Genomic DNA, 26,809 nt, shown 5'->3' on the forward strand with positions numbered 1-26,809 from the left:
CAGCGGTTGCATCGGCCTCGGTGCCGAAGCGAGCAGCCCAGTTCGCGTCGGTGATTCCGACAGGATGCTACACTTCGGTGATGGAAAGGGAACGGGCTTGACGAGAATACTCAGCCCGTGCCCCGAACTCATGTGGCGACCTCCATTGGCACAATCGGCAAAACCGTCACAGAAGGCAGTCGATAGCACATGCCGCCTTGTGCCGTTTCACCGCTATCATCTAATGAGGCACGGCAATCACCTACGGTCACTTCAGCCTCCTCCCGCCCATAAGCCAAGACGCTTAGACATCAACGCCTCCGTCCCAGTTTCTGAATCACCACCACCCCCCAACGACACAAGGTGTACAAGCCCAGGTGTATATACACCTCCTAGGCACACTTCGGCGCCCTTCCTGAAACAACTTGGCTACTTGCCTCACGACCCAAAACCACTATTATTGCAGTGCGAGCCGCGTTTTTCGGCATTTGGGCAACAAGAGGTGCTAGGGACAAAACTCCTCGCGTTGTTCCCCGCATGTTTGGCCAGTTGGTAGTTGGACCAAAACCCCGATAGTCGCGATTCGCTCCGCGAATCAGCGTCCTCGTCACCGCAACGCGCTCCACACTCTGGTGAGATGAGCGGCGCCCTCCGTCAGGTATCCAAGCTATGCGGCCCGGCGTCCGCCGTCTGGCGACGGCAGCTACCGTGTTGAATACAAATATCCCTCCATCCATTGGACCAAACCACAGCGTGAAATCAACGGCGATTAATTTACACGGCCGGTTTTCGGACAAACGGCCAGCGCGGCGTAGAAGTCCCCCTTCCTTGCACTCTGGTGTAGCGGTTTTCGAGTACACTACCAACTGGCATCCTTCACCAACTATGGGGTCAGGTCGATATGATTCGGTTGCGAGTTCTCCTCTGCAGTGTTTTCGTTAGCCTTACAACCAGCGTGCTGGCGGAAGAGAAGCCGCTGGACGTTTCGATCACCGTCGATGCGGACCAAACCACCGGCCAGCTCAAGCCGATCTGGCGATTCTTCGGCGGCGACGAGCCGAACTACGTCTACATGAAAGACGGTCGCACGCTGACTCGTCGGCTTGGCGAACTTCAGAAGGGCGACGTTTACTTCCGCGCGCACAACTTGCTCACCTCCGGCGACGGCACGCCTGCCTTGAAGTGGGGAAGCACCAACGCGTATACCGAGGATGAGAGTGGCAACCCCGTTTACGACTGGACGATCGTCGATCGGATTTTCGACACGCAGATCGAGCGCGGCGTCAGGCCCTACGTGCAGGTCGGCTTCATGCCCAAGGCCCTCTCGATGCACCCCGAACCGTACCAGCATGATTGGCGGCCCGGTTTCGCGTACGACCGCATCATGACCGGCTGGCGTTATCCGCCGAAGGACTACGATCGCTGGGCCGAACTGGTGTACCAGTGGGCGCTGCACTGCAAACAGCGGTACGGCGACGAGGAAGTGTTGCGGTGGTATTGGCAGACCTGGAACGAAGCCAACATGCTGCCCGGCGGGTACTGGGGCGGCACCCGCGACGAGTTCTTCAAGCTGCATGACTACACGGTCGACGCGATCCGGCGAGCCATTCCCGACGCACGCGTCGGCGGCGCCGACACCGCCGGCGACGGAGGCGACTTCACCCGCGCGTTCCTCAAGCACAGCTTGCGAGGAAAGAACCACGCCACCGGCGAGACCGGCACACCGATCGATTTCGTATCGTTCCACGCCAAGGGTGCGCCGCGCTGGGAGGGCGATCATATCCGCATGGGCATCGCGGCGCAGCTCGCAACGGTCGATCGCGGGTTTGGCATCGTGGCCGAGTTTCCGGAACTCAAGAGCACGCCCATTGTGATTGGCGAGTCCGACCCCGAAGGCTGCGCCGCCTGCCAAGGGCCGATGTTCAGCTATCGCAACGGCACCGTGTACTCCAGCTACACCGCAGCCAGTTTTGCCCGTAAGCATGACCTGGCCGCCAAACACGGCGTGAACCTGGAAGGCGCGCTTACCTGGGCGTTCGAGTTCGAGAACCAGCCCTACTTCGCCGGCTTCCGCCAACTTGCCTCGAACGGCGTGCCGCTCGCGGTGTTTAATGTGTTTCGCATGTTCAGCCACATGGAGGGCGATCGGCTCGAAGCGAAGAGTTCGCAACAGGTTCCGCTCGACGAGATCGTCCGCAGCGGAGTTCGCCAGTCGCCCGACGTTGGTGTGTTGGCCAGTCGTAACGAAAACCGGATTACCATCATGGTCTGGCACTATCACGACGACGACGTGAAAGGCCCTGCGGCCAACGTGACGCTCGCTATCGAGAACCTGCCTGCCGAGTGGAAGGACGCGACAGTCAAGCACACCCGCGTCGACGAGTTCCACAGCAACCCCTACGACGAGTGGCGCCGCATGGGCTCGCCCGGCGCCCCCAGCGAACGCCAGTACCGCCAGTTGATGAAAAGTTCGGAGCTTGCCACCTACTCTGGCGAGACCGAGTACGAACTTGCCGACGGATCGGCCACGTTGACCTTCGAACTTCCACGGCAAGGAGTTTCGCTTGTGGAGGTGTCGCTCGCGGAGTGAGTCTTTGGGTGACGCGACGAAGGAATCTAACTACGACGACACGACGAGCACAACGTTGAGACTTTGATGGCTGGCTCTCAATAAGAAACGTCGTGCTCGTTGTGTCGTTGTGGTTCACTCATCTAGAGCTTCTAGGGCTTGTTGCTGAAGAGGCCTAGCAGCGATTTGCGGAACATTGGGTATCCGACGGCAATAGTTGCTGCACAGAACGCGGCAATCACCAGCGGGCTTGCTCCTGCGGCCAGCAGCCTGGCGTATCGAGCCAGCGGTCGCCCGATAGCCAGGCGAGCGCCAGGTAGACGCCATTGGCCAGCACGCAGAAATTGGCAACAAACCACGCCCACCGCCGCTGGATCACCGCCGCCAGCACCACCGGCGCGACGATACCAAACACCGGCCCACTCCAAAGCGTGACGAGCGGCCGCGGATCAGGCGAGAACCGGCTATGCGGCAACCGCCACGGCCGCAACTCCACATCGACCAACTTGCCACCGGTGCACCAACCGCCCAGTAGATGCCCCAACTCGTGCGTGGTGGTCATCACGCACCAGGATATGGCGAGCAGGAGCAGCAGTTTGAAGTACTTCACGGCCGAGATGGGAGAATGACCAATGACGAATTAACAATGACCAATGAATTGTTCGCAGCCGCTGACTACGACTATTGAACCTTGGTCATTGTAAATTGGGAATTGGTCATTTTCCCTCCATATGCGCGATCAATAGCGCAATATCCGCTGGCGTGATGCCGCTGATGCGGCTGGCTTGGGCGAGGTTCACGGGGCGGATCTTCGTGAGCTTCTCGCGGGCTTCCATGCGTAGTTGGCCGAGGGTGTGATAGTCGAACTGCACCGGGATTCGCTTGGCGGCCAGCCGGCCTTGGCGGTCGACTTCGGTTTGCTGCCGGGCGATGTAGCCTTCGTACTTGATGTCCCACAACGCCTGTTCGGCGGCCGTGGTGTCGATCGTGCCGAGCGCCGGCGCGACCGCGACCACGTCGTCCCAGGTCACCTCCGGCCGGCGCAGATACTTTGCCAGCGGGCCACCTTCGTGCGTGGTGGTGTTGAGCACCTGCTTGGCCTGGTCGATCGCTGTGAGCTTGGCGTTGAGCCGCTCCAATCGATCGTCGCTGGCCAGGCCGACTTCGTGCGCCAGCGGCGTCAACCGGCGGTCGGCATTGTCGTGCCGCAGCAGCAGGCGGTATTCGGCGCGGCTGGTGAACATGCGGTAGGGCTCGTCGACGCCGCATGTCACCAGGTCGTCGATCAACACGCCCATGTACGCCTGATCGCGCGACAGGATGAGCGGCTCGCTGCCGGCTAGCTTGCGAGCAGCGTTCGCGCCGGCGATTAGCCCTTGCGCGCCAGCCTCCTCGTAGCCGGTGGTGCCGTTGATCTGCCCGGCGAGGAACAATCCGCGGCAGCACTTCGTTTCGAGCCATGGCGTCAACTGGTCGGGCGGGGCGTAGTCGTACTCCACCGCGTAGCCGTACCGCATGATCTCGGCCCGCTCGAGGCCCGGGATGAGCTCGAACATCTGGTCCTGCACGTCGCGCGGCAGGCTGGTCGAGACGCCGTTGACGTACACCTCGTGCGTGTTGCGGCCCTCGGGCTCGAGAAACAATTGATGCTGCTGCTTGTCGGCGAAGCGAACGATCTTGTCTTCGATGCTGGGGCAATACCGCGGGCCACTGGTGTTGATCTGCCCGCTGTACATCGGCGCGCGGTGCAAATTGGCGGTGATCAGATCGTGCACCGCTTGGTTGGTGTGCGTGATGTAGCACGGCAGTTGCTCGACGTCGAACTCGTCGGTCAGGAACGAAAACGGCTGCGGCCGCTCGTCGCCCGGCTGTAGTTCGGTGCGATCGTAGTCGATGGTGCGGCCGTTAAGTCGCGGCGGCGTGCCAGTTTTGAATCGCTCGAGCCGAATGCCCAGGCGACCGAGCGCCCCACTGATGCCCGCGGTGGTCCCCTCCCCTGCCCTTCCGCCTTCGGTTTTCGCCTCGCCGGTGTGCATCAAGGCTTGCAGGAACGTGCCGGTGGTGAGAATCACGGCCGGCGCACGATACGTTGCGCCGCCGCGAACGGATACGCCGCGTGCTTCGCCGTGTTCGATTTCTATGTCTTCGACCACCTCTTGCCGTAGCGAGAGGTTGGGCTGCGACTCGACAATCCGCTTGATCTCGGCCTGGTACGCCTTCTTATCCGCCTGGGCGCGAGGGCTGTGCATCGCGGGGCCCTTGCGGCGATTCAACATGCGGAACTGAATGCCGGTGGCGTCGATCGCCTGCCCCATGGCGCCGCCCAACGCGTCGATCTCGCGAACGATTTGCCCCTTGCCCACCCCGCCAATGGCCGGGTTGCAGCTCATCTGCCCCACCGTGTCGCAGTTGGTCGTCAAGAGCGCGGTCTTCGCCCCCATCCGCGCAGCCGCTAGCGCCGCCTCGGTCCCTGCGTGACCGGCGCCGACTACAACGACATCGAACTGGTAAATGGACATTTTGAGGGAGGGGGAGATCGACGACTATGCTAAGCGGAACACTTAGGATACCTTCTGGACTCACTTAGCTGAAATCCCCTTGCGGTGGAACGAAGTATGAAACGATGCGACTGGGCGCTGGCGAGCACCGCGGAAACCGAATACCACGACGCCGAGTGGGGTGTTCCGTCGTGGGACGATTCGCATCTATTCGAGATGATCACGCTCGAGGGGGCCCAGGCGGGGCTCAGTTGGAGCACCATTCTGAACAAACGACAGGGCTACCGTCGGGCCTTTCGTGAGTTTGACCCCGCGAAGGTGGCGAGGTTCACAGCGGCGAAGGTCGAGAAGCTCTTGGGCGACGCGAGCATCGTCCGGCACCGTGGCAAGATCGAGTCGACCATCAACAACGCCAAGGCGGTGCTGGCGGTGCAGGCCGAGCATGGTTCACTGGCCGATTTTGTGTGGCAATTCGTCGATGGCAAGCCGATCAAAAATCGCTGGCGTTCGATGGGCGACATCCCGGCCGAAACCGACGAAAGCCGCGCGATGAGCAAAGCTCTGAAGAAAGCCGGCTTCCGTTTCGTGGGGCCCACTACGTGCTACGCGTTCATGCAAGCCGTCGGCATGGTAAACGACCACCTGACAAGCTGCTTCCGCCACAAACAAGTGTAGGCGTAGGCCGTAACAAGCCTGCGCAGTTACGGCGCACGGTACGCGACCAACAGTCGCGGTATTTTGACCTAACTCGTCGCCCGATCCACACGCGAGCGCAGTTTCGTGCGTGCGCGGCTGAGCATGGGGCCGATGCTGTTTTCAGGAACGTCAATCGCCTGGCTAATTTCACCGTAGGTTTTGCCTTCCATGTGGTACATGCGAACCACATCGGCTTCGGTGCCGGCGAGCGACTCGAGCATCTGAGCCACTTCTTCCTGATCCTCGATGCGTTGCTCGACGCTGGTGGCATTCTCTGGCATCTGCCCATCGTCCAGCGGGGCAGCGGAGTGTGGAGCACTTACCAGTTTGCGAACCACCACGCGGCGGGCGATGACCGTGAGGTACGTGGCCAGCGAGCTTTCGCCTCGGAAGTGACGGAGCACGGCCAGGTCGTTGTCGACTAACGTGAAGAACACCTCGGCGACCAGATCTTCGCGATCGGAGAGCGAGAGTCGCATCGAACGATTCTGGGCTGTGTGGTTCACCACGTGGACCACCAGGCCCATAAACCGATCGACAAAGTCCTCCCAAGCGTGTGGCTTGTGGGACAAGCAGCGGTCGATAAGGTTGCGATCGATTTCAGAGAGCGCCACGTCAGGTCACTCCGCGGAGTTGAAGGGATGGTAAAAGCACGCTGCCTCAGGTGTGGGCGGCGCTTGTCCCATGCCCCGCTAATATCAAAAGGTGGGCAGATTCCGCTCCTGGCAACAAGCGAACACCCAACTCCTGCTTCCCTGGCCCCTATTATTCGATTCTAGGTAGCGGCGCGGCCCGAGGCAAGGCGAATGGTTCGCTGCGGGCCACCAAACCCAAAACCGCCCGCATTTTCGCCCCCCGTCCGCTTGACACCCTACGCAAAATATCACTAGGATCGGGGTCGTACGGGCATTCGCTAAAGAATTGTAAGTGATTGTGCCGTAAAGGTTTGAATGGCCACTGGGTTTGTATGGCCGCGGGGCCGGCGCCACCCTTTTGTTAGAGAGGACAAACGAATGACGCACGTTGTTTGCGAACCGTGCTTTAACTGCAAGTATACGGACTGCGTGGTTGTGTGCCCGGTAGAGTGCTTTTACGAAGCCGAGCAGATTCTGTACATCCATCCCGACGAATGCATCGACTGCGAAGCCTGCGTGCCGGAGTGCCCCGTGGAGGCGATCTTCCACGAGGATAACGTTCCGGACGAGTGGAAAGACTACACCGCGCTAAACGCCGAAATGGCGCCGCAGTGCGAAGTGATTACCGAGAAGAAAGAGCCGCTGGCCGACAGCTAGGCCCGCAGATCGCGGCGACTTGCTGCGAAACAACCTGATGAAAAACCAATAGCCCCGAGCAAGTGCTCGGGGCTATTGTTCTTTACCAAGGCTACTTCAAGTCGACCGACCAGTACGCAGCGTCCAGGAAGGTCTTCCAGCTGGCGTACTTGGGGTTGCCCAACTTGATGGCCAACAGCGGGCTGCGGCGTGGCCGCACCGGCTTGCGGTATAGCGTCATACCGGCCTGCTGCGGCGTGCGACCGCCCTTACGGACGTTGCACTTCACGCAGGCGCAGACCACGTTTTCCCAAGTGGTCTCACCACCACGGCAACTTGGCACGACGTGGTCGATGCTCAACTCGCTGGTGGGGAAGTGCTTACCGCAGTACTGGCAGCGGTTGCCGTCACGCGCAAACAGGTTGCGACGGTTCAAGCGCACCCGCTGCTTGGGCACACGATCGTAGTACAACAAGCGCAGCACACGCGGCACCTGGAGTTCGAAGTTCACACTGCGAATCCAGTCCTGGTGCGGCTCCTTATACTCGGCCTGGAGCTCGCTGATTTCGCGCCACGACTCGAAGTCGTAGTTGCCGTACTGGCCGTCTTCGATGTGGATGACCTCGGCAAGCTCACGGATCAACAGAGCAAAAGCACGACGTACATCCACCACGTGAACCGCCATGTACTGTCGGTTCAATACCAAAACACTCGAACTCAACGCAGTGTCTGCCATCGTCTCAATGGGGGTGTGGTACTGGGGGTGCTTGGCCAGCCAGAAAGCTCCGGCGATGGCGTCGCACTCGGATGTCGATTCGTTAAAACTGGGGATACGGAGGTGCGCAACAGCGAGCCGAAGCGTGCTCCACCGTCACACACGGAGGCGATATCAGAGTACGGAAACAAAGCGCGGGCGGCTGTGGCCGAAGGCCACCGGAGAGAGTGGGTTGGACCGATCTCGCTTACCATTGCCTGCGTTTCACCGTCGAGAAAGCAAAGGAACAGCAGAGAGGTGAGTGATTACAACTCATGCTCTTACTGCCTAGATTTTAGTCCATCCACGAACCCGGGACCAGCCGAACCAGGCCAATTACCGAACTCTTCATCGAAACTTCAGACAGCCCACATTGCGTGCGGGTTCGCGAGTTCCGCAGGGAAGTGTGCAGCTTTCCGCCTCGTTTGAAGTGGGAGAATTCACATCGAATCGTTTGCGCGCAAAAGAATCTGCGGAGCTTTCGGCCCCTGATTTGCAGTGGTCAGCCCAGATTGTGCCAGTACAACTTTTGCCTTGCCTCGCCGGTGTCGCAGTCAGTAACATGAAGCAATGCAGGGGTCAGGGAGGAAGTAACTGGCTTGTCTCGTCCGAGAAGGAACCGAGGAACACGACACATGATTCATTTCACTTGCGATTGCTGCAAACGAGAAATCGATCTGGACACTGAGATTCGTTACGTGGTCCGGATGGAAGTGTTTGCAGCCGCGGATGCCGGTGAAGAGGCCATCGACGAAGACCGCGACTATCTGCAAGAAATCGAAGAGATGATCTCTCGCGACGAAGACTTGGATCCGTTGCAAGACGAAGTCTATCAACAAGCTCGCTTCGATCTGTGTAGCGACTGTCGCGAACGGTTTGTGAACAATCCTCTGGGACGCGCTGCACAGGTGGAGTTGGGGTTCAGTAACAACTGACCTCTAGTTCTCGCACCCATCGCCGCGCTCGACGAGCAAATCAAGAAGCGCACGCATGTCGCGGCGATACTCTCGCAATCTGTTCCGTATCTACTGGTGGATTGTGCTGCTGGGCGTGCTACTCGTCATGCGTGCGCTGTGGAGCACGCCCGACGTGCCCGACCGCGCGCCGCTGGCCGAAGGGCAGCACCGCGTGGAGCGCGTGGTGGATGGCGACACGTTGAAGCTCGCGACCGGCGAGCGCATCCGCCTGCAGGGCATCGATACGCCGGAAACGGTGCGACCCGACTACCCGGTCGAGCCCTGGGGCCCCGAAGCCACCGAGTTTACCGAGCGGTTCATTGCCCAAGCCCGCGACGAGGTCTCGCTCACCTTCGGCGCCGAGCGGCTCGACTCCTACGGCCGGCATTTGGCGTTTGTGTGGCACGACGAGGTGATGTTGAACGAAGAACTCGTGCGAGCGGGGCTGGCCCGGGCTCGGCTCGACTACCGGTATAGCGGTACAATGAAACGACGCCTGGCTGCCGCCCAGCAGCAGGCACGCGAGGCGGGGCTGGGAATTTGGTCCGCTGCAATACCTGCCGGCGCGGTTAGCGATTAAAATCAAAGCCTCATGTTCTTCGCTCCCCACATTTCCGGCAAACGCCTATCCGACCTCAGCCACCGCTTGGCGGTGGGTCTGGCCGCCGGTGTCGACATCCGCAAAGTCTGGAAGCGGGAAGCCGAGAACGCACCGAGTCGCGTCCGCGAGCAGTTCCGCTTGGTGCAGGACGGCATCGAGCAGGGCGATCCGTTCGCCACGTCGCTGGCTAAAACCGGCAACCTATTCCCGCGGCTGTTTCTGCAGATGGTGGACGTCGGCGAGCGAACCGGCCAGACCGCCGAGGTGCTGCACAAGCTCGAGCACCATTACAAGGTGCGCCATCAACTGATGCGGACGTTTCTCGGCCTGCTGGCTTGGCCGATGCTGCAACTGTTTTTGGCCATTGTCATTATCGGGCTGTTGATCTGGATTCTCGGCGCGCTGGATGCCAAGGACCTGGACGGCAACCCGATCGACCCCTTGGGGATTGGGCTCATCGGCACCCGCGGTGTGATCATCTACGCCAACTTGATCATCGCCATCTGCCTGGCCATCGCCGCAGCGGTGGCCGCCATGCGGCGCGGCGTGCTATGGATACGTCCCGTGCAGCGTTTCGTCACGAAGCTGCCAGGCGTGGGCACCTCGATCCAAAAAATCTGCCTTGCCCAAGTGGCCTGGACACTTCATTTGCTGCTGAACGTCGAAATGGACTTGCGGGAATTGGTACCGCTAGTGCTCATGTCGACCGGCAACGATTATTACATCCAGCACACCAAGCAGATGGTGGCCGACGTCGAGGCCGGCCATCCGCTGCACTTGGCGTTCGCCAACACCGGGGCGTTTCCGCCACCGTTCCTTGATGCGCTGGCGGTGGCCGAAGAGAGCGGGCAGATCTCCGAGTCGATGGCCCGACTCGCCAATCAATACGAGGGCGAGGCCGAATCGGCCATGAAGTGGCTGGCCGTCGCCGCCGGCATCGCCGTGTGGGTCCTGGTGGCGGGGCTGATCATCATGATGATCTTCCGCTTGTTCATCGTCTTCTATCTGAACCCCATCAAGCAGGCCACGGAGATGACCCTCTAGGCAAGCCCCTACTCACCTACTCACGCTTCCCTCAAAACGAATCCCGGAACACCACCTCGCTCTTGTCGAGTTGACCACCACGCGGACGGGCAGGTTCGGCGGCCTTGCCGATGACCAGCATCATTGCAATCTCGTGGTCTTCCGGCAGCTTAATCAGATCCGCCACCTGTTGCGGATCGAAGCCGATCATGGGATTCGAGTCGTAGCCCATTGCCTTGGCGGCCAGCATCAACGTTTGGGCAGCGATTCCGCCGCTCCGCATTACTTCGTCGCGCTGCACCTGCGGTCCAGCATTCTCGTAGAAGTTGCCAATCATCGGCACCAATACGTTTTGCGCTTCCTCAGGCGCGTTTCGCCAATACCGCTCAGGCGATTTGGCCCACGCGCGGATGTCTCCGCAGATGACGATCGCCAGTTGAGCATCTTCCACTTGCGCTTGATTCCAGGCGGCCTCGCGGAGCTTCTTCTTCTGCTCTGGATCGCGCACCACCACGAACCGCCAATTCTGGATGTTGAACGACGTGGGCGACAGCAGCGCCAGATCGAGCAGCTTCTCCACGTCCTCCTCGGGCATGGTGAACGAAGTGTCGTACTTTTTGACGCTACGGCGTTCGGTAATGGCGGAAATTGTGTCCATAGAGCAAAATTCCTATTACTTGCGGAAAGGCTGCCAGCGAAACTTGGAGTTCCCGCCGGGGTTCGGGTAGAATGCCATCGTGTCGATAGAGGATTTATAGGTACTTAATACGGAGTTGGTAAGTATGCCCGGACCACACACCGCCGACCGGCGTCAGTTTTTGCAGTACTCGGCCTTCGCCGCTGCGGCTTTCACCACGCCCGGCTTGCTGGCCGAAGAGCTATCGAAGACGCCTCGGATGACCGAAGGGCCTTTCTATCCCGATAAGCTCCCGCTCGACACCGACAACGACCTGCTCATCCTCAACGACGACCTCACGCCAGCCGTGGGACAGATCACGCACCTTAGCGGGCGCGTGCTCGACTCCAGTGGCCATCCAGTGCGTAACGCGGTGGTCGAGATCTGGCAAGTCGACGGCAATGGCGTCTACCTGCACAGCCGCAGCGGTGGTAACGGCGAGCGCGACAAGAACTTCCAGGGCTTCGGCCGCTTCCTGACCGGCAAGTCGGGCGAGTACTACTTCCGCACCGTGAAGCCGGTGCCCTACCCCGGCCGCACGCCGCACATCCACTTCGCGGTGAACCAGAATGGCAAGCGACAACTTACCACTCAACTGTTCGTCGATGGCGAAAAGCAGAACGCCCGCGACGGCATCTACCGCCGCCTGGGCGAGTCGAGCAAACTGGTTACGAGCAAGTTTGCTCCGCTCGAAGGCTCGAAGCTCAACGAACTGGAAGCCGAGTTCGACATCGTGCTGGGCGTGACGCCAGAGGAGAGTTGAAACGCCCTGCTTGGGCCGCACCGACTTGAATCTTGGCGATGGTCAGGTCGGACGCTTTGAACACCGCCGAAATCGCCATCTTGGAAACTCATCCGTTTCATCTAGTTTGCCGCAGTCCGGCTTTTCGGAATTTGATTCATCGGAATTCGCGGGATGCGAGTTGCATTTCCGTTGAAGGCCACCTATCGTACGATGGTGCCCTCAGGCTTTTGCCTGGTCGTCGGGGCATGTACCATGGCCACTTCTAGCAGAGGGAGTTCGCTCAGTTTCGGCGAACGCACCGATTGCATTCAAGAGTTTCCCTCCTTCCCCGGCCATGCTAATCGCTTCATGGCCTTGCTGCCCCCCCCTCACTCGACCTCACCCATACCCCCGTTCCGACCAATGAAACTGATTCCTGCGCTCAGGCCTCCAGCATCTGCTACCGTCTCACTCTGGTGCATCGTTGCCTTGTGTGGTTTCTCTGGCGGATCCGGTCGCTGCTTCGGGGCAGGCGTGGATCAGAGCCTGCCGGTGATTGAGAGTACTTGGCTAGGAGGGGAAGGATTGTGGAGCGACACCAGCAAGTGGCAGCCGGCAGTAGTCCCTCGAAACTCACGCCTAACTGAATTCAATGTGCTGATAGACTCTGGCCGGGTCACGCTCAACACCAATGCCACGGTTAACGAATTCGAGTTTGGCGGCAGGGTATTCGAGGTGGACTCCCGCCTTTTCGTTGACCACTACACCAGCCGCGGATACTACACGGAGATTCGCGGAGGTGTTGTCGTCGAAGGGGACTTTGACCTGATATCCGGCACTATCGGATCTGGTGGTGGGAGCAGCGAAGGAATCCAGGTTGGTGGAGATGTTATCAAATCGGGGTATCAAGCGGCACGCTTCGTCCTTTACCCATCCAGTGAGGCGTACCAATTCCGAATTCGCCAAGGGTCGCTAGGGCTCAGTGATATCAACTCCGATGACAATACCGGCAGCATCGTTGTCGAGAACAATGAATTTGCCGACTTGTCCATTCAGGGAGTTGTTGGGGACGACGTTCACCTGAATAACGGACATGGTTTCGCCAAGCAGGGTGCTTTGGTAGGCGACTCTTCCACCGGAATTAGTCTGAGTTCCGATATTCATCTGGGGGATCAAGGGGCAACCATCAGCGGTCGAAGTACCTTTGGTATCCTTGGGAGCATTCACGGAGGACGATTAGACATTTTCGAAGGAACGATTGATATACGAACAAGTGGCCATACCTATTCCGGCGCAACGGTGCTAACTGGTCTAAAAGAAGGCACCCGGCTTCGGCTATCGGATCAAGGATCTCTGCACTCGACCAGCCGAATTGAATTGCACGACGATGATTGGCTGCAGTTCATCAACGGCTCGGATTCTATCGTCGCTGACCGCCTTGGAGACGATATACCCATTGTTAGCTATGGCGGTGTTGTCGAGTTGTTCGGCCCGGGGTCCTTCGAAGAGCGAGTTGGAAGCTTACAGCTGGAGCAGGGGTATTCACAGGTAATCGCTTTCGACAGTTTCAACGCCCGATTGCGTTTCGAATCGCTGCAGCGAATGGGGTTCTCGACGCTTGCGTTCAGAAATCGACCTGGTAACCCGATGAGCATCGGCTTTGCCGAGGCGCCTGCTTTGGAGAATTCCATTATCGGGCCGTGGGCTATTACTACTTCCGGGAGTACCGACCTGGCCACTTACGATCCAGTGGATGGTGTTGTAGGACTGGGCAATCGGATCGTTCGGCCTGCGGTGATTGAAGGGGCCGCTGCCACAGATCACGTGTGGTTTACGAGCGCAGCTCCGTTGTCCGCCGATCATACAGTTGCAAGTTTAGTTACCAAGGGTGGCGGGACTATTGATTTGGGGGGGCATGCACTGCGTCTTGGACAAGGGGCACTCGTGTTTGCCGACAATAGCTCACTGCTCAATGGCAGCCTCACCGCCGGTGCTGGATCCGAATCCGCAATGATCTACGCTTACGGTCATGGTGGAAAATCGACGATCGCGGCGAACATCGCTGACAACGTCGATGGGGGGAGTGTCGGAATTGTCGTCAATGGGAGCATCGCTCTCACGGGGGCGAACTCTTATACCGGTCCTACCGTGTCACAGGCGACGTTGGCGATAGAGAGCGAGCAAGCTCTGCCGGTAGGGACGGAGTTGATTGTAGAGGGTGGCATTGTGCGATTCGACTACACCGCGACCCGCCCGGCGTTGGTGTCTCGTGTGGTGGTCAACGAAGGCAGACTCTACTCTCCAAAGTCCAACATAAGTGGTGCACCTTCGAAGGTTCTGTTGGATGCCGACGAATTCGAACTCACGAATGGAAGAATCGAGATCTCTCTGACCGGTGACGGGTCATTCAGGAAGACCACTGAGGGGATTGGCTATCTAGAGGAGTCCGCTGAAAACTTTACGGGGAGTATCGTTGTTGAAGAAGGGGCGCTTATCGCGAGTGAAGAGTCTCTCGGAACCCAAAGCAGCATCACGGTACATTCGCAGGCAAAGCTGGTGGGGGGATGGTATTACGGCGTCCGAGGTAGTGGCCAGATGTTTGAGACGCCATCTCAGGTGAGGATTGTTGGAGGCGACTTGGGTGTTTCGGGAGCACCCATTCTCGGAGCGGCCACGCAGACGGAACTCTTGTTCTCAGGAGAAAGTCGGCTTCTGATGTTTGACTACTTCGGAGATACCTACAATGTTAGCGATGAGTCAACTGTTGATCCCATGATGTTCGATATCGGTGGGACTGCCTACTTTGAAAATGATTCGGTGCTCCAAGTGCTAGGGTATTCTGAAGTTGCCTTCAACGCTGGGATCCAAATGGAGGAGAGTCTGTCCATCGAGCTCGATGATAGCACGTTGATCTTCGCTGAGATCACTTCCACCGCTACCGATGCTCACCTGAGCTTCGACGGAAAAGGGCAAGTTCTTGTGCCCTCACAGATACAAGGAACGGCAGCCGGTCAACTTGTGCTCGAGATCGGGCAAAAAGTCGAGTTGAGGACCACGAGTCGGTCGCTGTTACTTTCGCGGCAGCAAGAGCTAGTTCTCAATGGTGTATCTCATGAGTCGATTGCACTGCTGGAAGGAACTCTCTCCGGCGTAGGGAGCGTCGAAGCAACCGTTACCAATAATTCGGGATTGATCTCACCGGGGGAGAGCATCGGCACCCTTTCGATTGATAGGCTCAATCAACTTGCCGGTGGGACACTCTTGTTGGAGATTCAGGGAGGAGACAACGCAGAAGCTGACCTGATTCGGACCGACGTTGCCACTTTGCGTGGAGATGTGGTGGCGGAGTTGACTGCCATGGCAAGCGTTCGGGCTGGCGACACGTTCGACTTGGTTGTCGGGAACTCGATCGATGTCGCGGGTGCAAGGTTCTTCACTCAGCAATTCGACGGATATTTCGAAGTCGTCACCCTCGCCCAAGGGCCGGACGCCGGCATGCAGTCCTTGCGACTTACGGTCGTGGCAATTCCAGAGCCAACGTCGGCATGCCTGCTCCTGGTGCTGTGCCTGGGGCTCAAGGCGAAGAGTCTACGACGGATAGTCGATTCTGTCCGTCGGTAGCCAGGGTTAAGTGCGGCTACGCAAGGCCAGAGGAGAGCGAGTCACTCGTAGTATGGCCGAACCGGCCGTACCTCGCGTTGCTACTGCCGAGGTGGTCATCGTACGGGAGGCCTAGAATTCGTACTCAATCCGCCCGTGCGTCTGGCTGCGGCTGATGCGGTCGGTGGCGTACAGGCCAGCCAGGACGAATTCGACGCAGCTGGCGCGTACCGCTTCGTTCTCGGCGGCGTTCACTTCAAACGCTTTATCCCACACCGGCGGCACTCGCTCGAGCAGCCGGGCGTAGTGGCTCGAAGGGAGCATGTCGCCCACTTCGATCCTCACGCCTTGTGAGAATATCTGGGCGATCTCGGCCAGGCCATGCTCCTCGACGTACTCGGCAAATACGGTGGCCACGGCCTCGGCCAGCACCGAGTCGAGCACTTGTCGCTCGCTCATTTGGTGCGAGCCCATCAGGTCGAGTTCCAGCTTACCAAGCGAGCTGGAATACAAGTGCCCCAGGTCGCTGATCCGCGGCACCGCGGGCGACTCGCCCAGTACGGCTGCGCGGTGCTTGGCGCTGGCCAGCATCGTGCGGTAGTTGGCAATCGACAGTCGCGCGCTAACGCCCGACTCGTGATCGATGAACTTGGAGTTCCGCGCCGCGCGGCTGATTTCCTCAATCAGCTCCTTCATGAAGTACGGCACCACCACTTCCGGGCCCACCGAGTCCTGGCTTGACTCGCGGCTATCGCCGCCGCCGACCACCTCCTGCTCCATGATGGCGATGCCCAGATCGCGCTCCAGGGGGTAATGGGTGTGGATCACCGACCCGATGCGGTCCTTGAGCTGCGGGATCACCTTGCCGCTACGGTTGTAGGTGGCGGGGTTGGCCGAAAACAGGATCATCACGTCGATGTCGAACTTCACCGGATAGCCGCGAATTTGCACGTCGCGTTCTTCCAGAATATTGAACAGGCCGACCTGCACCAGCTCGTCGAGTTCTGGTAGCTCGTTCATCGCGAAGATGCCGCGGTGCATCCGCGGGATCAGGCCGAAGTGCAGCGCCTCCTCCGTGCCCATGCTCACCCCACCCACCAGTTTGGAGGGGTCGATCTCGCCGATGATGTCGGCAAACTTGGTGCCGGGTGCCAGTCGCTCGGCGTAGCGATCTTCCTTGGCCCACCACGCGATGGGCAGTTCTTCGGGCGGCAACTCGGCCACCAGTTGCCGGCCGCGGCGCGTGATCGGCCGCAGCGGATCGTCGTGCAGCGGGATCTGCGGATCGTCGATGTACGGAATGTGGTCGTCCAGAAAGCTGGCCAGCAATCGCATCAGCCGGCTTTTGGCTTGCCCTTTTTCACCGAGGAATAGAATATCGTGCTGCGCCAAGAGCGCAATATTGATCTCCGGCAGCACGGTTTCGTCGTAGCCGACGATGCCGGGGTAAAGCTCGTCGCCTGCGGCCAGCCGAGCGGTGAAGTTGTCGCAGATTTCCTGTTTCACCGACTTGGAGCGCCAGTGAAACTCGCGGAGTTCGGCCAGGGTGGAAGGGAGCGAGGTAGCGGAAGGCATGGCGGCTTCTGAAGGTGCGCGGCGGGAAATTGAGCGTGGAATGCTCAATTATAGAGCCGCAGCACCCGACGCCAAGCATTGGATCTGCAACAGTGGGTTCCAATCGCCCCAGCGACTAGTTGGCCGCTTCTTTTTCCGGCTCCGCAGTGTTCTTTTTGAGGTTTTCCAGTGCGTCGTTCAAGCTGTCCTTCTGAGCATCGTAGTCGGCCGGGTCGACCTTGGCGTCGGCGCCGTGCGAGGGATGGAGTTCAGCGAGAACCTCCTTGATCTGATCGAGAGCCGCATCCACATCGTTTTGAGCGTAGCGATCCAGATTTGAGGAAGCGACCATCTCCTTGGCTTTCTTGACCATGGGGCCCATTTCATGGATGACTTCGTCTACGGCTTTCACGTCGGCCTTCTCGAAGGCTTCCGCAAGTTCATCCCGCATTTCGGCGAGCACCTCGGCTGCCTCGTGCAAGTTCTTGGGGTCCGCGTGGGCGTGGCCCTCATGATCGTGTCCAGCATGTGCGTCGCCCCCACCAGTGTCGGAGCCAGAGTCACCCGAACCCGAGCCGCCGCAGCCAGCAATCGACAGGCCGGCCACCGCTACCAACGCCAACGACCAACGAAATCCCACCATGATTATCATCCTTATTTGCGAATAGTCCGTGAAAGCTCCCAGCGCGGCGGTGCGGCCGCAAACCCTTAACATACACCGCGGTGCAACCTTTTCTCAACCTCAGCATGGGGAATGTTTCGCTCAGGTGCTGGCAGGGCGCCCTCGGCCGCGAACGGACGCCTTCTCCGCTAGGCGCAACGGCCCCATTGGAGGACGATGAACGCTGGGCGGCAAGGCGCACAAGCCGCAACACAAGCCGCCCAGTTTTCAGCTTGTGAGGACCCGTACCATGGCGGAACAAAAGGAGTCGGCCCTGAAGCACTTCATGCAGGGCCTGAAGCGGAGGAACCCAGGGCAGAAAGAGTTTCACCAGGCGGTGCAGGAGTTCGCCGAATCGGTCATGCCCATTGTGGAGGCCAACCCCGACTACCAGCACGCCCGAATCCTGGAGCGGCTGACCGAGCCCGATCGCATCATCACCTTTCGCGTCACCTGGCAGGACGACGAAGGCAACGTGCGTGTGAACCGCGCCTGGCGGGTGCAGTTTTCCAATGCCATTGGCCCCTACAAAGGCGGCCTGCGGTTTCATTCGGACGTCTCGCTGAGCGTGCTGAAGTTCTTGGCCTTCGAGCAGATCTTCAAGAATAGCTTGACCGGGCTGCCGATGGGCGGCGCAAAAGGCGGCGCCAATTTCAATCCCAAGGGCAAGTCGTCCGACGAAATCATGCGATTCTGTCAGGCGATGATGTGCGAACTGCATCGCCACATTGGCGAGGACGTCGATGTACCCGCTGGCGACATCGGCGTCGGCGCTCGAGAGATCAGTTTTCTCTTTGGGCAGTACAAACGCGTTGCCAATCGCTACGCGGGCGTGCTTACCGGCAAAGGGCTTGCCTACGGAGGTAGTCCCGTTCGGACCGAAGCCACGGGGTACGGCTGCGTGTACTTCTGCGAGAACATGCTGCAGCACGTCGACGAATCGGTCGAGGGCAAAACTGCCGTGGTCTCCGGCTCGGGCAACGTGGCGCTGTACGCCATGGAGAAGCTTGTCGCGATGGGCGCCAACGTTGTCGCGGCTTCCGACTCCAGCGGTTTCATCTACGACTCCGACGGCCTGGACGAGGATAAGGTCGACTACCTCAAGGACCTGAAAGAAGTCCGCCGCGGCCGCATCAGCGAGTACGCCGATCGCTACAAGCACGCCAAGTATTTTGAAGGCAAGCGGCCCTGGGGCGTGGAATGCGACATCGCGATGCCATGCGCCACGCAGAACGAGATCGACTTGGACGACGCCAAGACGCTCATCAAGAACGGCGTGCAAGTTGTCTGCGAAGGGGCTAACATGCCCAGTGAGCTGCCCGCCGCCCACGCGTTCCTCAAGGAGAAGGTTCTGTTTGGGCCGGGCAAGGCGGCCAACGCCGGTGGCGTCGCCGTTTCAGGCCTGGAGCAGGCGCAGAACGCTCAGCGAGTGACCTGGAGCGCCGAAGAGGTCGATCATCGTTTGCACAGCATCATGAAAGACATCCACCGCCGCTGCGTCGAAGAAGGGGGCAACCACCGTTACGTCAACTACGCCCTGGGCGCCAACATCGCCGGCTTCCGCAAAGTGGCCGAGGCATTGTTGGCCTACGGAGCGATTTAACTCAACTACTCACTTGCTCAGGTGCAATGCAACTCAAAAGTACCTACCCGTTTTACCTGGCCAATCAGCCTGAGTCGCCCAACGCCGACCTCGAGGTGACCGACAAGTACACCGGAGAGGTGGTCACGGCCGTGGCCATGGCTTCGCCGGCGGATATCGATCGGGCGATTGCAGCGGCCACCGAGGCCGCGCCGGCGATGCGCGAGTTTGCACCGTTCGAGCGGCAGCAGGTGCTCAATCATTGCGTTGCGCGGTTCCAGGAGCGGTTTGACGAGCTCGCGATGTCGCTATGCATTGAGGCCGGCAAGCCAATCAAGGACGCCCGGGGCGAGGTCACGCGGCTGATCGACACGTTTCGCATCGCCGCCGAAGAGTCGGTTCGCATCACAGGCGAGGTGCTCAACCTCGAGATCTCGCCCCGCGCCAAAGGCTACCGCGGCATGGTCAAGCCGGTGCCCATTGGTCCCTGCTCGTTCATCTCGCCGTTCAACTTTCCGCTAAACCTGGCCGCTCACAAAGTGGCGCCCGCCATCGCCGCAGGGTGTCCCTTCGTGCTGAAGCCCGCCAGCCTCACGCCGATCGGCGCGCTGGTGATCGGTGAAGTGCTCGCGGAGACCGACCTACCCGAAGGGGCGTTCTCGATCCTGCCTTGCCACCGCGAGGGCGCTGATCTGTTCACCACCGACGAGCGACTCAAGCTGCTTTCCTTCACCGGATCGCAAGACGTTGGCTGGAAGCTCAAGAGTAAGGCGGGCAAGAAACGCGTCGTTCTTGAACTGGGTGGCAACGCCGCGGTGGTAGTCGACGAGGATGCCGACCTGGACGACGCGGTCAGTCGCATCATCGTCGGTGCGTTCTACCAGTCGGGTCAGAGCTGCATCGGCGTTCAGCGAATCATCATCCATCAATCGGTGTACGAAGCGTTCAAGGAAAAGCTGGTCGCCGCCACGCGCGCTTTGAAGATGGGCGACCCCAAAGATCCAGAGACATTCATCGGCCCGATGATTTCCGCGTCCGAAGCCGAGCGACTCGAAGCATGGATCCAGACGGGCGTAGATGCGGGTGGCAAGCTGCTTTGCGGCGGCAAACGTGACGGCGCGATGCTCGAAGCCACGCTGCTGGAGGACGTCCCGTCGCAACTCGACCTCTGTGCAGAGGAGGCATTCGGACCAGTGGCCGTGTTGAGTCGGTTTCGTGCGTTCGACGACGCCCTCGCGCAAGTGAATGATAGCCAGTTCGGCTTGCAGGCGGGCATCTTCACTCGCGATTGGGTGAAAGTGCAGCAGGCTTGGGATACACTGGAGGTGGGCGGCGTGGTGATTGGCGACGTCCCATCCTGGCGTGTCGACAACATGCCGTACGGCGGCGTGAAGGACAGCGGCCTCGGTCGCGAAGGTGTCCGCTACGCCATCGAGCACATGTCCGAACCCCGCCTGCTGGTGATGCGGATGCCGCCGGGAGGGTAGAATGGTGCCGGGCCTTCGATCTTTACCAACACCCTTTGGGAATTTCGCGATGAAAACAGACACGGCAGTTCTACAAACCGGCATCGTGTTTCTCTCGCTCGCCACCTCGGTCGCCAGCGCTTTTGAGCCCTGCCGCATCAACATTGTCGACAAAGACACCGGCTGGCCGGTGCCATTGGTGGAATTGCGGACTACACACAACGTGCGTTTCGCCAGCGACAACGCCGGGGTGGTCGCCTTCGACCTGCCCGAATTGATGGACACCGAAACCTGGCTGTTTGTCGAGGGCCACGGCTACTCGGTGCCGGCCGACGGCTTCGGCATGCGTGGTGTGCGAGTCACTCCCAGCGAAGGGGCAACGCTCACCATTGAAGTTACGAGAGAACTTCCAGGCAAGCGGTTGGGGCGTGTATCGGGTGCTGGGCTGTTCGGCGAAGCGCAGCGTTTTGGCGAGTTCAGCCAGTGGCGCGAACAAGGTATCGTCGGCTGCGATAGTGTGCAGTACACCGAACACAACGGTCGAGCCTACTGGGGCTGGGGCGATACCAGTATTGCTCGCTATCCGCTCGGGTTGTTCGACATGCTCAGCGCGACCACGGAGCTCACGCCACTTAGCCGCTTTGAGCCGCCGATCGAGCTTAAGTACGACTACTTCAAGGACGACGAAGGTCGCCCTCGATCCGTGGCCGACATGCCGGGTGATGGTCCTACCTGGCTCAGCGGGTATACGAGCGTGAAAGACAAGCAGGGCGTCGCACACCTGGTGGCCACGTACGACAAGATTCGCGCCCCACTTACCACCTATGAGCAAGGCCTTTGCGAGTGGAACGAAGAGACCAAGCAGTTCGACCACGTGGAAACGCTATGGTCGCGGACCTCCAATCAAGAGCAAGTGCCCGACGCACCGATGGGTCACGTTACACGTTGGACCGATGAAGCCGGGAAGCGTTGGATGCTTTTCGGCGATCCATTCCCCACCATGAAGTGCCACGACAGTTACGAAGCTTGGCGCGATCCACAGCAGTGGCAGTTTTTGAAACCGCAAGAGCACATTGAAACGGCCGATGGTTCGGCGAGCATCAAGCACCACCGCGGTTCGATTGCCTACAATGCGTACCGCGACAAATGGGTGTCCGTGTTCACGCAAATGGGGGGCGAGTCGTCGCCGCTGGGAGAAATTTGGTACGCCGAGGCCGATCAGCCCACTGGACCTTGGCGCGCGGCGCAGAAAGTGGTGACCCACAACAACTACACATTCTATAACCCGCGGCTGCACCACGAATGGGCCGAGGAAGGATCGCCCATTTTGCTGTTCGAAGCGACCTACACCGCCACGTTTGCCAACAACGCCCGCCCCACCGGTCGGCACGACTACAATCAGGTGCTCTATCGCCTGGATTTGAACGAGTTTACGGGCGAATAGCACGCCGTGAATTCGGCGCATTTCGCAACCGATTGTAGCGATCATATCGACACGCTTCGGCTGCCCGCTGCCACCAGTTAGGTGGCCATTCGGTTGCGCAGCCCGCCAGGCATTGAATCTCTTCAGAACGCAGTGGCTTCACGAATTCCGGACTGCACGTTGGTCTGGAAGAGCTACATACGTGTGGGTGTCGCCAAACGTCAACAGCCGAAATTTCTGGTTGGAGATCGGTAGCGACTCACCCTGCATAGGGTTGAATCCGTAGAGCGACGGGATAGATGGGGCAGAGTTTCCATGTTCGGCAGCAGCGCCCGTTCATCGGATTTCACTCCACTCCCATCCGGGAGTTCAGGTACCAGGATTTCTCTTGGCGACTCCTGGAGCGATGTGAATCATAGCGAAAATGCTTAGGGCAGCGTGGGCAATTAGACGAGCGGGCGGACTACCTTCTGGTGGTGCGACCTACGGTCTATCCGGCGGGCCGCGCTGTCTGGCGGCGACGCTTCTGCTAGTGCTGGTTGGCGGCAGTTGGCTGGCCGGCGCAGCACTCTCGCAAACCGCCGCGGTCATCGATCGCGAATACGCCATCAAGGCGGCATTTCTCTATCAGTTCTCCAACTACATCGATTGGCCGGAAAGTGCTTTCGAATCGGGAGGACAGGAGTTCGTGATTGGCCTGTACCAGTCCAATGCTCTCGAGCCCACTCTGAAGAAGATTGCGGCCACCAAGAAGGTGGGTGGGCGTTCCATTCGGCTCGTCGTGCTGAACACACCAGCCGAAGCCAGCGAGTGCCACATGCTGTTCGTTCCCCAGAGCGTCTCCGGCGACCAACTCTCTGCCATTCACCAGGACGGCAAATCCACGGTGTTGATGGTTGGAGAGTCGGATGATTTCATCGCACAAGGCGGCCACATTCAGTTCTTCATTGAGAACAACAAGGTTCGCTTCGCATTCCATTCCAAACTCGCCAACAACAGCGAGTTGAAGGTCAGCTCCAAGCTGCTGGCGTTGGCCAAGATCATCGATGCTCCTCCGCGATCGGACAACGCCTCATCCCAATCGGAGGAGAAGCAATGACTTCCAATTGGTTCAGCAAGGTTCCAATCCGGCGTAAGCTAACGCTCCTGGTGCAGGCGATGGTTGCCGTGGCGCTGATGATGGCCTCGACCGCGCTGCTGTACAAGCAATGGCACTTCGAGCAGACCGCCATGCTTCGTCAGTTGGTTGCCCTGGCCGATGTGCTGGGGGCGAACACCAGCGCGGCGTTGGTGTTCGACGATGCCGACTCCGCCAGCCAGGTGCTCGACTCGTTGCGGAAACAACCATCGGTCGAAGCGGCCTACTTGTTTGATAGCGAGGGCGAGACGTTTGCGTCGTACGTAGTCGACGGGACGCGTCACCCAGAACTCACGGCACCTCCCGAGCCTGGCCAGTCGGAAGTCGAACACGGGTTTGCCTTCGTGGCGAACTCCATCGAGTCGGACGGCGAGGTGATCGGAACGATCTACATTGCGGCGAACCTTGACCTGGTGAAAGAGCAGTTGATCGACTACGCAACCATCGTTGCGGTGGTGATGCTTGTGTGCTTCGCCACGACGCAGTTGGTCTCCTCCCGCCTGCAGCGAACGATCTCGGGGCCGATTCTGGAATTGGCGGGCACTGCCGAGCGAATCTCGGCGGCGGAAGACTATTCCATACGCGTGGCAAAGACCAGCGAAGATGAACTGGGTGTGCTGTACGACCAGTTCAACAACATGCTCGAACAAGTGGAGTCGCGCGAGCAACAGCTGGAGCAAGCACGCGACGAACTGGAAGCTCGCGTCGAACGGCGGACCCGCCAGTTGTCCGACGCCAACTTCGATCTCAGCAACGAAGTGGCCGAGCGACGACGCGCCGAGCAGGAACTCGCGCGCGTGCACCGCGACTTCGTCGAAGCCGCTCGCCATGCTGGTATGGCTGAGATTGCGTCGGGAGTGCTGCACAATGTGGGTAACGTCTTAAACAGCGTCAACGTATCGGCCTCGACCATCTACTCGAGCCTCAAAGCGTCCAAACGGCAGCAACTTACCAAGCTCGCAAGTCTACTGCTGGAGCATGAGAGTGAACTTGGCGCCTTCGTGACCAACGATCCAAGGGGACAGCAGATACCGAAGTTCTTGCAGAAGCTCGCCGAGACGCTCAACGCCGAGGACGACTCCCTGATGAAGGAAGCGTACTCGCTGACGTCGAATATCGAACACATCAAGGCGATCATCTCCACGCAGCAATCGTACGCGACCACCGGTGGGTTGGTGGAGCCGATGAACGTCAACGAACTGTTGGAGGATGCCCTCAAGCTCAACTCGGCTGCCTTCGTCCGGCATCGGATTCGCGTGGACCGCGACCTCGCCGATCTGCCGCCGGTGCTGGTTGACAAGCAGCGGATCCTGCAAATCGTCATCAACCTAATCAAGAACGCCAAGGAGGCGCTTTCCGAACAACATGAGTGCGAGCGAGTGCTGTCGGTCTGTACCCGACAGGAAGGCGACGACTTGTACATCGAGGTGCAGGATACCGGTGTCGGAATCGAGCCGCACAACCTGACGCGGGTGTTCTCGCACGGCTTTTCGACCAAATCAACCGGACACGGCTTCGGGTTGCATAGCTGCGCGAACGCGGCATCGGAAATGGATGGCGAGCTCATGGTCCACAGCGATGGGCATTTGAAAGGCGCTACCTTCACGTTGCGATTACCCTTCGCCTCGGTGCAAAAAGCAAACCGTTAGAACTCAGAGTGACATCAACTTAACACTAGTCACAGGACCATCATGAATCGATCAAACAGCTGCACGAATGATCGCATCCTGATTGTAGACGACAATCCCGCGATTCACGAAGACTATCGAAAGATACTCGAGGCACAACCTGTTGATGGCGACTTGGACGAACTCAGCGCCCTGGTGTTGGGAGAAGACCAGGAGTCGAGCAACGTACCCCAGTTCAAGTTGCACTCGGCCTATCAAGGGCAAGAAGCACTCGAAATGGTCAAGCAAGCCAACGCCGACGGCCAGCCGTTCGCCATGGCCTTCGTCGATATGCGGATGCCGCCGGGGTGGGACGGACTGCAAACGATCGAGCACTTGTGGAAGGTGGATTCTAACCTGCAGATCGTGATTTGTACCGCCTTCTCGGACTATTCGTGGTCGGAGATAATCGATCGCGTCGAGCACCGCGACCGACTGCTGATTCTCAAGAAGCCTTTCGACAATGTCGAAGTCTGCCAGCTCGCCATCTCCCTCACTCACAAGTGGGAGTTGGAGCGCCAGGCGGAAAATCGCATGGACTCGATTGTCGAAACAGCGGCCGATGGCATCATCGCTTTGGACGCTACGAGCTCCATTGAGTCGTGCAACCGAGCGGCATGCGAGCTGTTCGGCTACAGCGAAGAGGAATTGCTGAGCACTCCTTTCTGCAGCCTATTGAAAGACCCCCCTGCCACTTCGTGGGAGGAATGCGCCGACTATTTCCTGGTGAAGGAAAACGGCAAGCACTCGCCGGCACGCGAGGTGGAGGGACTGCAGAAGTCGGGCGGCAGCGTTCCACTGCTGTTAAGTGTCAGCACCTACGATACGCACGATGGCAAGCGTTTCACCCTGATCGCCAGGGATCTGAGCGAGTACAAGCAATTGCAGGAGACGCTTTCGAGAGCCCAGAAGTTGGAGTCGGTGGGGCAATTGGCCGCCGGAGTGGCGCACGAGATTAACACGCCGATGCAGTTCATTTACCAAAACATGGAGTTCCTGCAAACCTGCGCCGACAAGATCGCTCGAGTGTTCGCGGCATTCGAACGGAACCTGGATGTGACCCGACCGAATAGGCCGTGGGAAGACCGCTGGCAGGAAGTCAACGAGGTGCTGAAGGGGCAGCAATTCGACATGGTGCGTTCCGAACTCCCGCAGGCGATCGAGGAGAGCCTGGAAGGTGTGCAGCGGGTAGTTAGTATCGTCCGGGCGATGAAGGAGTTTGCCCATCCTGGACACGGGGAGAAGACTCCCGTCGACATCAATCATGCCGTTGAGAGCACGGTCACGATCACCAGGAACCATTGGAAGGATGTGGCCACCGTCGAAACCCAGTTCGATAGTCACTTGCCAAGAGTCACTTGTGTGCAGCACGACATCAATCAAGTGCTGGTGAACCTGATCGTCAACGCTGTCGACGCGGTGGAGGAGTGCCGTTCGAAGGCTGCTGGGAAGGGAACGATTACCGTCCGGACGCGAAGCGACTCGGAGTATGCAGTGATTGAAGTAGAAGACTCGGGGTGTGGAATTCCTGAGGAATTGCATCACCGCATATTCGATCCGTTCTTCACCACCAAGGAGGTGGGCCACGGTACAGGGCAAGGACTTTCCATCGCCTACAACGCAGTGGTGCAACACCATGGCGGAACCATCGACGTCGAGAGTTCCCCCGGAGCAGGTACGAAGTTCACCGTGCGGTTGCCGATTGGCGACGACGACCCGATTGTGTGCCAGGAGGACGAGAAGGGGTTGTGCGTCTAGTCCCTTCCTTCATCTTGTGGCGATGAGATCCGTCGCGTTTGAAAGTCTTCGGAAATCCGATTCATTGCCTACCGCAGCAATCGGCTACCCGAGCGCTGTTGATTCAGTTGTAGGACTCCGGCAAGGTAGGACTCTTCTTGCCGCTGGGCGAACGGAATTGGTCGGTCGCAACCTGTACGATCCAGCGCACCGCGAGTTCACGGGGCTGACGAC

General features: G+C 59.3%; 21 protein-coding genes. 14 read left to right on the forward strand and 7 right to left on the reverse strand.

What is annotated here, in order from left to right:
• Positions 1–880: 880 nt before the first annotated feature.
• Positions 881–2,569, forward strand: coding sequence for a GH39 family glycosyl hydrolase (locus ACQK2L_RS19200; RefSeq protein WP_425398654.1), 1,689 nt, complete (start codon positions 881–883; stop codon positions 2,567–2,569).
• Positions 2,570–2,786: 217 nt separating this feature from the next.
• Here ACQK2L_RS19200 and ACQK2L_RS19205 read toward each other — a convergent pair whose 3' ends face one another.
• Positions 2,787–3,158 carry a hypothetical protein gene (locus tag ACQK2L_RS19205; protein ID WP_425398655.1) on the reverse strand — a complete coding sequence of 124 codons (372 nt, stop codon included), beginning with the start codon at positions 3,156–3,158 and terminating at the stop codon, positions 2,787–2,789.
• Positions 3,159–3,264: 106 nt separating this feature from the next.
• Positions 3,265–5,067 carry a tRNA uridine-5-carboxymethylaminomethyl(34) synthesis enzyme MnmG gene (gene mnmG / locus ACQK2L_RS19210; protein WP_425398656.1) on the reverse strand — a complete coding sequence of 601 codons (1,803 nt, stop codon included), beginning with the start codon at positions 5,065–5,067 and terminating at the stop codon, positions 3,265–3,267.
• Positions 5,068–5,163: 96 nt separating this feature from the next.
• On the opposite strand from mnmG, the gene ACQK2L_RS19215 reads away from it, so the two are divergent.
• Positions 5,164–5,721: a DNA-3-methyladenine glycosylase I gene (locus ACQK2L_RS19215; RefSeq protein ID WP_425398657.1), complete on the forward strand. Its 558-nt coding sequence runs from the start codon at positions 5,164–5,166 to the stop codon at positions 5,719–5,721.
• 68 nt (positions 5,722–5,789) lie between these two features.
• Here the strand turns inward: ACQK2L_RS19215 and ACQK2L_RS19220 are convergent, their stop codons facing one another.
• Complete coding sequence (locus ACQK2L_RS19220; RefSeq protein ID WP_425398658.1) at positions 5,790–6,356, reverse strand: RNA polymerase sigma factor; 567 nt, start codon at positions 6,354–6,356, stop codon at positions 5,790–5,792.
• Positions 6,357–6,755: 399 nt separating this feature from the next.
• Between ACQK2L_RS19220 and ACQK2L_RS19225 the strand changes: the two genes are divergently transcribed.
• Entirely contained in the window at positions 6,756–7,034 is a 279-nt protein-coding gene (locus ACQK2L_RS19225; RefSeq protein WP_425398659.1) for a ferredoxin family protein, read from the forward strand.
• 91 nt (positions 7,035–7,125) lie between these two features.
• On the opposite strand, the gene ACQK2L_RS19230 is transcribed toward ACQK2L_RS19225, so the two are convergent.
• On the reverse strand, positions 7,126–7,749 hold the full coding sequence (locus ACQK2L_RS19230; RefSeq protein ID WP_425398660.1) for an HNH endonuclease: 624 nt from the start codon (positions 7,747–7,749) through the stop codon (positions 7,126–7,128).
• A 653-nt stretch (positions 7,750–8,402) separates the two neighbouring features.
• Here ACQK2L_RS19230 and ACQK2L_RS19235 point away from each other — a divergent pair.
• Genes ACQK2L_RS19235 through ACQK2L_RS19245 form a run of 3 tightly spaced genes read left to right on the forward strand, consistent with a single transcriptional unit; the run spans position 8,403 to position 10,368 of the window.
• Complete coding sequence (locus tag ACQK2L_RS19235; RefSeq protein ID WP_425398661.1) at positions 8,403–8,702, forward strand: hypothetical protein; 300 nt, start codon at positions 8,403–8,405, stop codon at positions 8,700–8,702.
• Between the two features lie 55 nt (positions 8,703–8,757).
• The gene (locus ACQK2L_RS19240) at positions 8,758–9,303 is read left to right on the forward strand and encodes a thermonuclease family protein (RefSeq protein ID WP_425398662.1); all 546 of its coding nucleotides are present in this window, start codon (positions 8,758–8,760) and stop codon (positions 9,301–9,303) included.
• Positions 9,304–9,315: 12 nt separating this feature from the next.
• The gene (locus ACQK2L_RS19245; RefSeq protein ID WP_425398663.1) at positions 9,316–10,368 is read left to right on the forward strand and encodes a type II secretion system F family protein; all 1,053 of its coding nucleotides are present in this window, start codon (positions 9,316–9,318) and stop codon (positions 10,366–10,368) included.
• A 31-nt stretch (positions 10,369–10,399) separates the two neighbouring features.
• Here the strand turns inward: ACQK2L_RS19245 and ACQK2L_RS19250 are convergent, their stop codons facing one another.
• Complete coding sequence (locus ACQK2L_RS19250) at positions 10,400–11,005, reverse strand: nitroreductase family protein (RefSeq protein ID WP_425398664.1); 606 nt, start codon at positions 11,003–11,005, stop codon at positions 10,400–10,402.
• A 124-nt stretch (positions 11,006–11,129) separates the two neighbouring features.
• Between ACQK2L_RS19250 and ACQK2L_RS19255 the strand changes: the two genes are divergently transcribed.
• Both ACQK2L_RS19255 and ACQK2L_RS19260 read left to right on the forward strand, forming a co-directional pair.
• Entirely contained in the window at positions 11,130–11,786 is a 657-nt protein-coding gene (locus ACQK2L_RS19255) for an intradiol ring-cleavage dioxygenase (RefSeq protein ID WP_425398665.1), read from the forward strand.
• A gap of 513 nt (positions 11,787–12,299) precedes the next feature.
• Positions 12,300–15,368: a hypothetical protein gene (locus tag ACQK2L_RS19260; protein ID WP_425398666.1), complete on the forward strand. Its 3,069-nt coding sequence runs from the start codon at positions 12,300–12,302 to the stop codon at positions 15,366–15,368.
• Positions 15,369–15,479: 111 nt separating this feature from the next.
• Here ACQK2L_RS19260 and ACQK2L_RS19265 read toward each other — a convergent pair whose 3' ends face one another.
• Positions 15,480–16,922 carry a magnesium chelatase gene (locus ACQK2L_RS19265; protein WP_425398667.1) on the reverse strand — a complete coding sequence of 481 codons (1,443 nt, stop codon included), beginning with the start codon at positions 16,920–16,922 and terminating at the stop codon, positions 15,480–15,482.
• A gap of 115 nt (positions 16,923–17,037) precedes the next feature.
• Positions 17,038–17,544, reverse strand: coding sequence for a hypothetical protein (locus ACQK2L_RS19270; RefSeq protein WP_425398668.1), 507 nt, complete (start codon positions 17,542–17,544; stop codon positions 17,038–17,040).
• Between the two features lie 268 nt (positions 17,545–17,812).
• Between ACQK2L_RS19270 and gdhA the strand changes: the two genes are divergently transcribed.
• From gdhA to ACQK2L_RS19300, 6 genes are all read left to right on the forward strand, one after another.
• Positions 17,813–19,165 (forward strand): NADP-specific glutamate dehydrogenase, encoded by a 1,353-nt coding sequence (gdhA, locus tag ACQK2L_RS19275; protein ID WP_425398669.1) that lies wholly within the window; start codon positions 17,813–17,815, stop codon positions 19,163–19,165.
• Positions 19,166–19,191: 26 nt separating this feature from the next.
• The gene (locus tag ACQK2L_RS19280; RefSeq protein ID WP_425398670.1) at positions 19,192–20,631 is read left to right on the forward strand and encodes an aldehyde dehydrogenase family protein; all 1,440 of its coding nucleotides are present in this window, start codon (positions 19,192–19,194) and stop codon (positions 20,629–20,631) included.
• Between the two features lie 49 nt (positions 20,632–20,680).
• Positions 20,681–22,054, forward strand: coding sequence for a hypothetical protein (locus ACQK2L_RS19285; RefSeq protein ID WP_425398671.1), 1,374 nt, complete (start codon positions 20,681–20,683; stop codon positions 22,052–22,054).
• A 403-nt stretch (positions 22,055–22,457) separates the two neighbouring features.
• On the forward strand, positions 22,458–23,132 hold the full coding sequence (locus ACQK2L_RS19290; protein ID WP_425398672.1) for a YfiR family protein: 675 nt from the start codon (positions 22,458–22,460) through the stop codon (positions 23,130–23,132).
• Positions 23,129–24,820, forward strand: a complete 1,692-nt coding sequence (locus ACQK2L_RS19295) for an ATP-binding protein (protein ID WP_425398673.1) — start codon at positions 23,129–23,131, stop codon at positions 24,818–24,820. The genes ACQK2L_RS19290 and ACQK2L_RS19295 overlap by 4 nt, the downstream gene beginning before the upstream one ends.
• A gap of 42 nt (positions 24,821–24,862) precedes the next feature.
• On the forward strand, positions 24,863–26,596 hold the full coding sequence (locus ACQK2L_RS19300) for an ATP-binding protein (protein ID WP_425398674.1): 1,734 nt from the start codon (positions 24,863–24,865) through the stop codon (positions 26,594–26,596).
• Positions 26,597–26,809: the final 213 nt, after the last annotated feature.

The organism is Aeoliella sp. (genome assembly GCF_965227375.1).
Classification (GTDB): domain Bacteria; phylum Planctomycetota; class Planctomycetia; order Pirellulales; family Lacipirellulaceae; genus Aeoliella.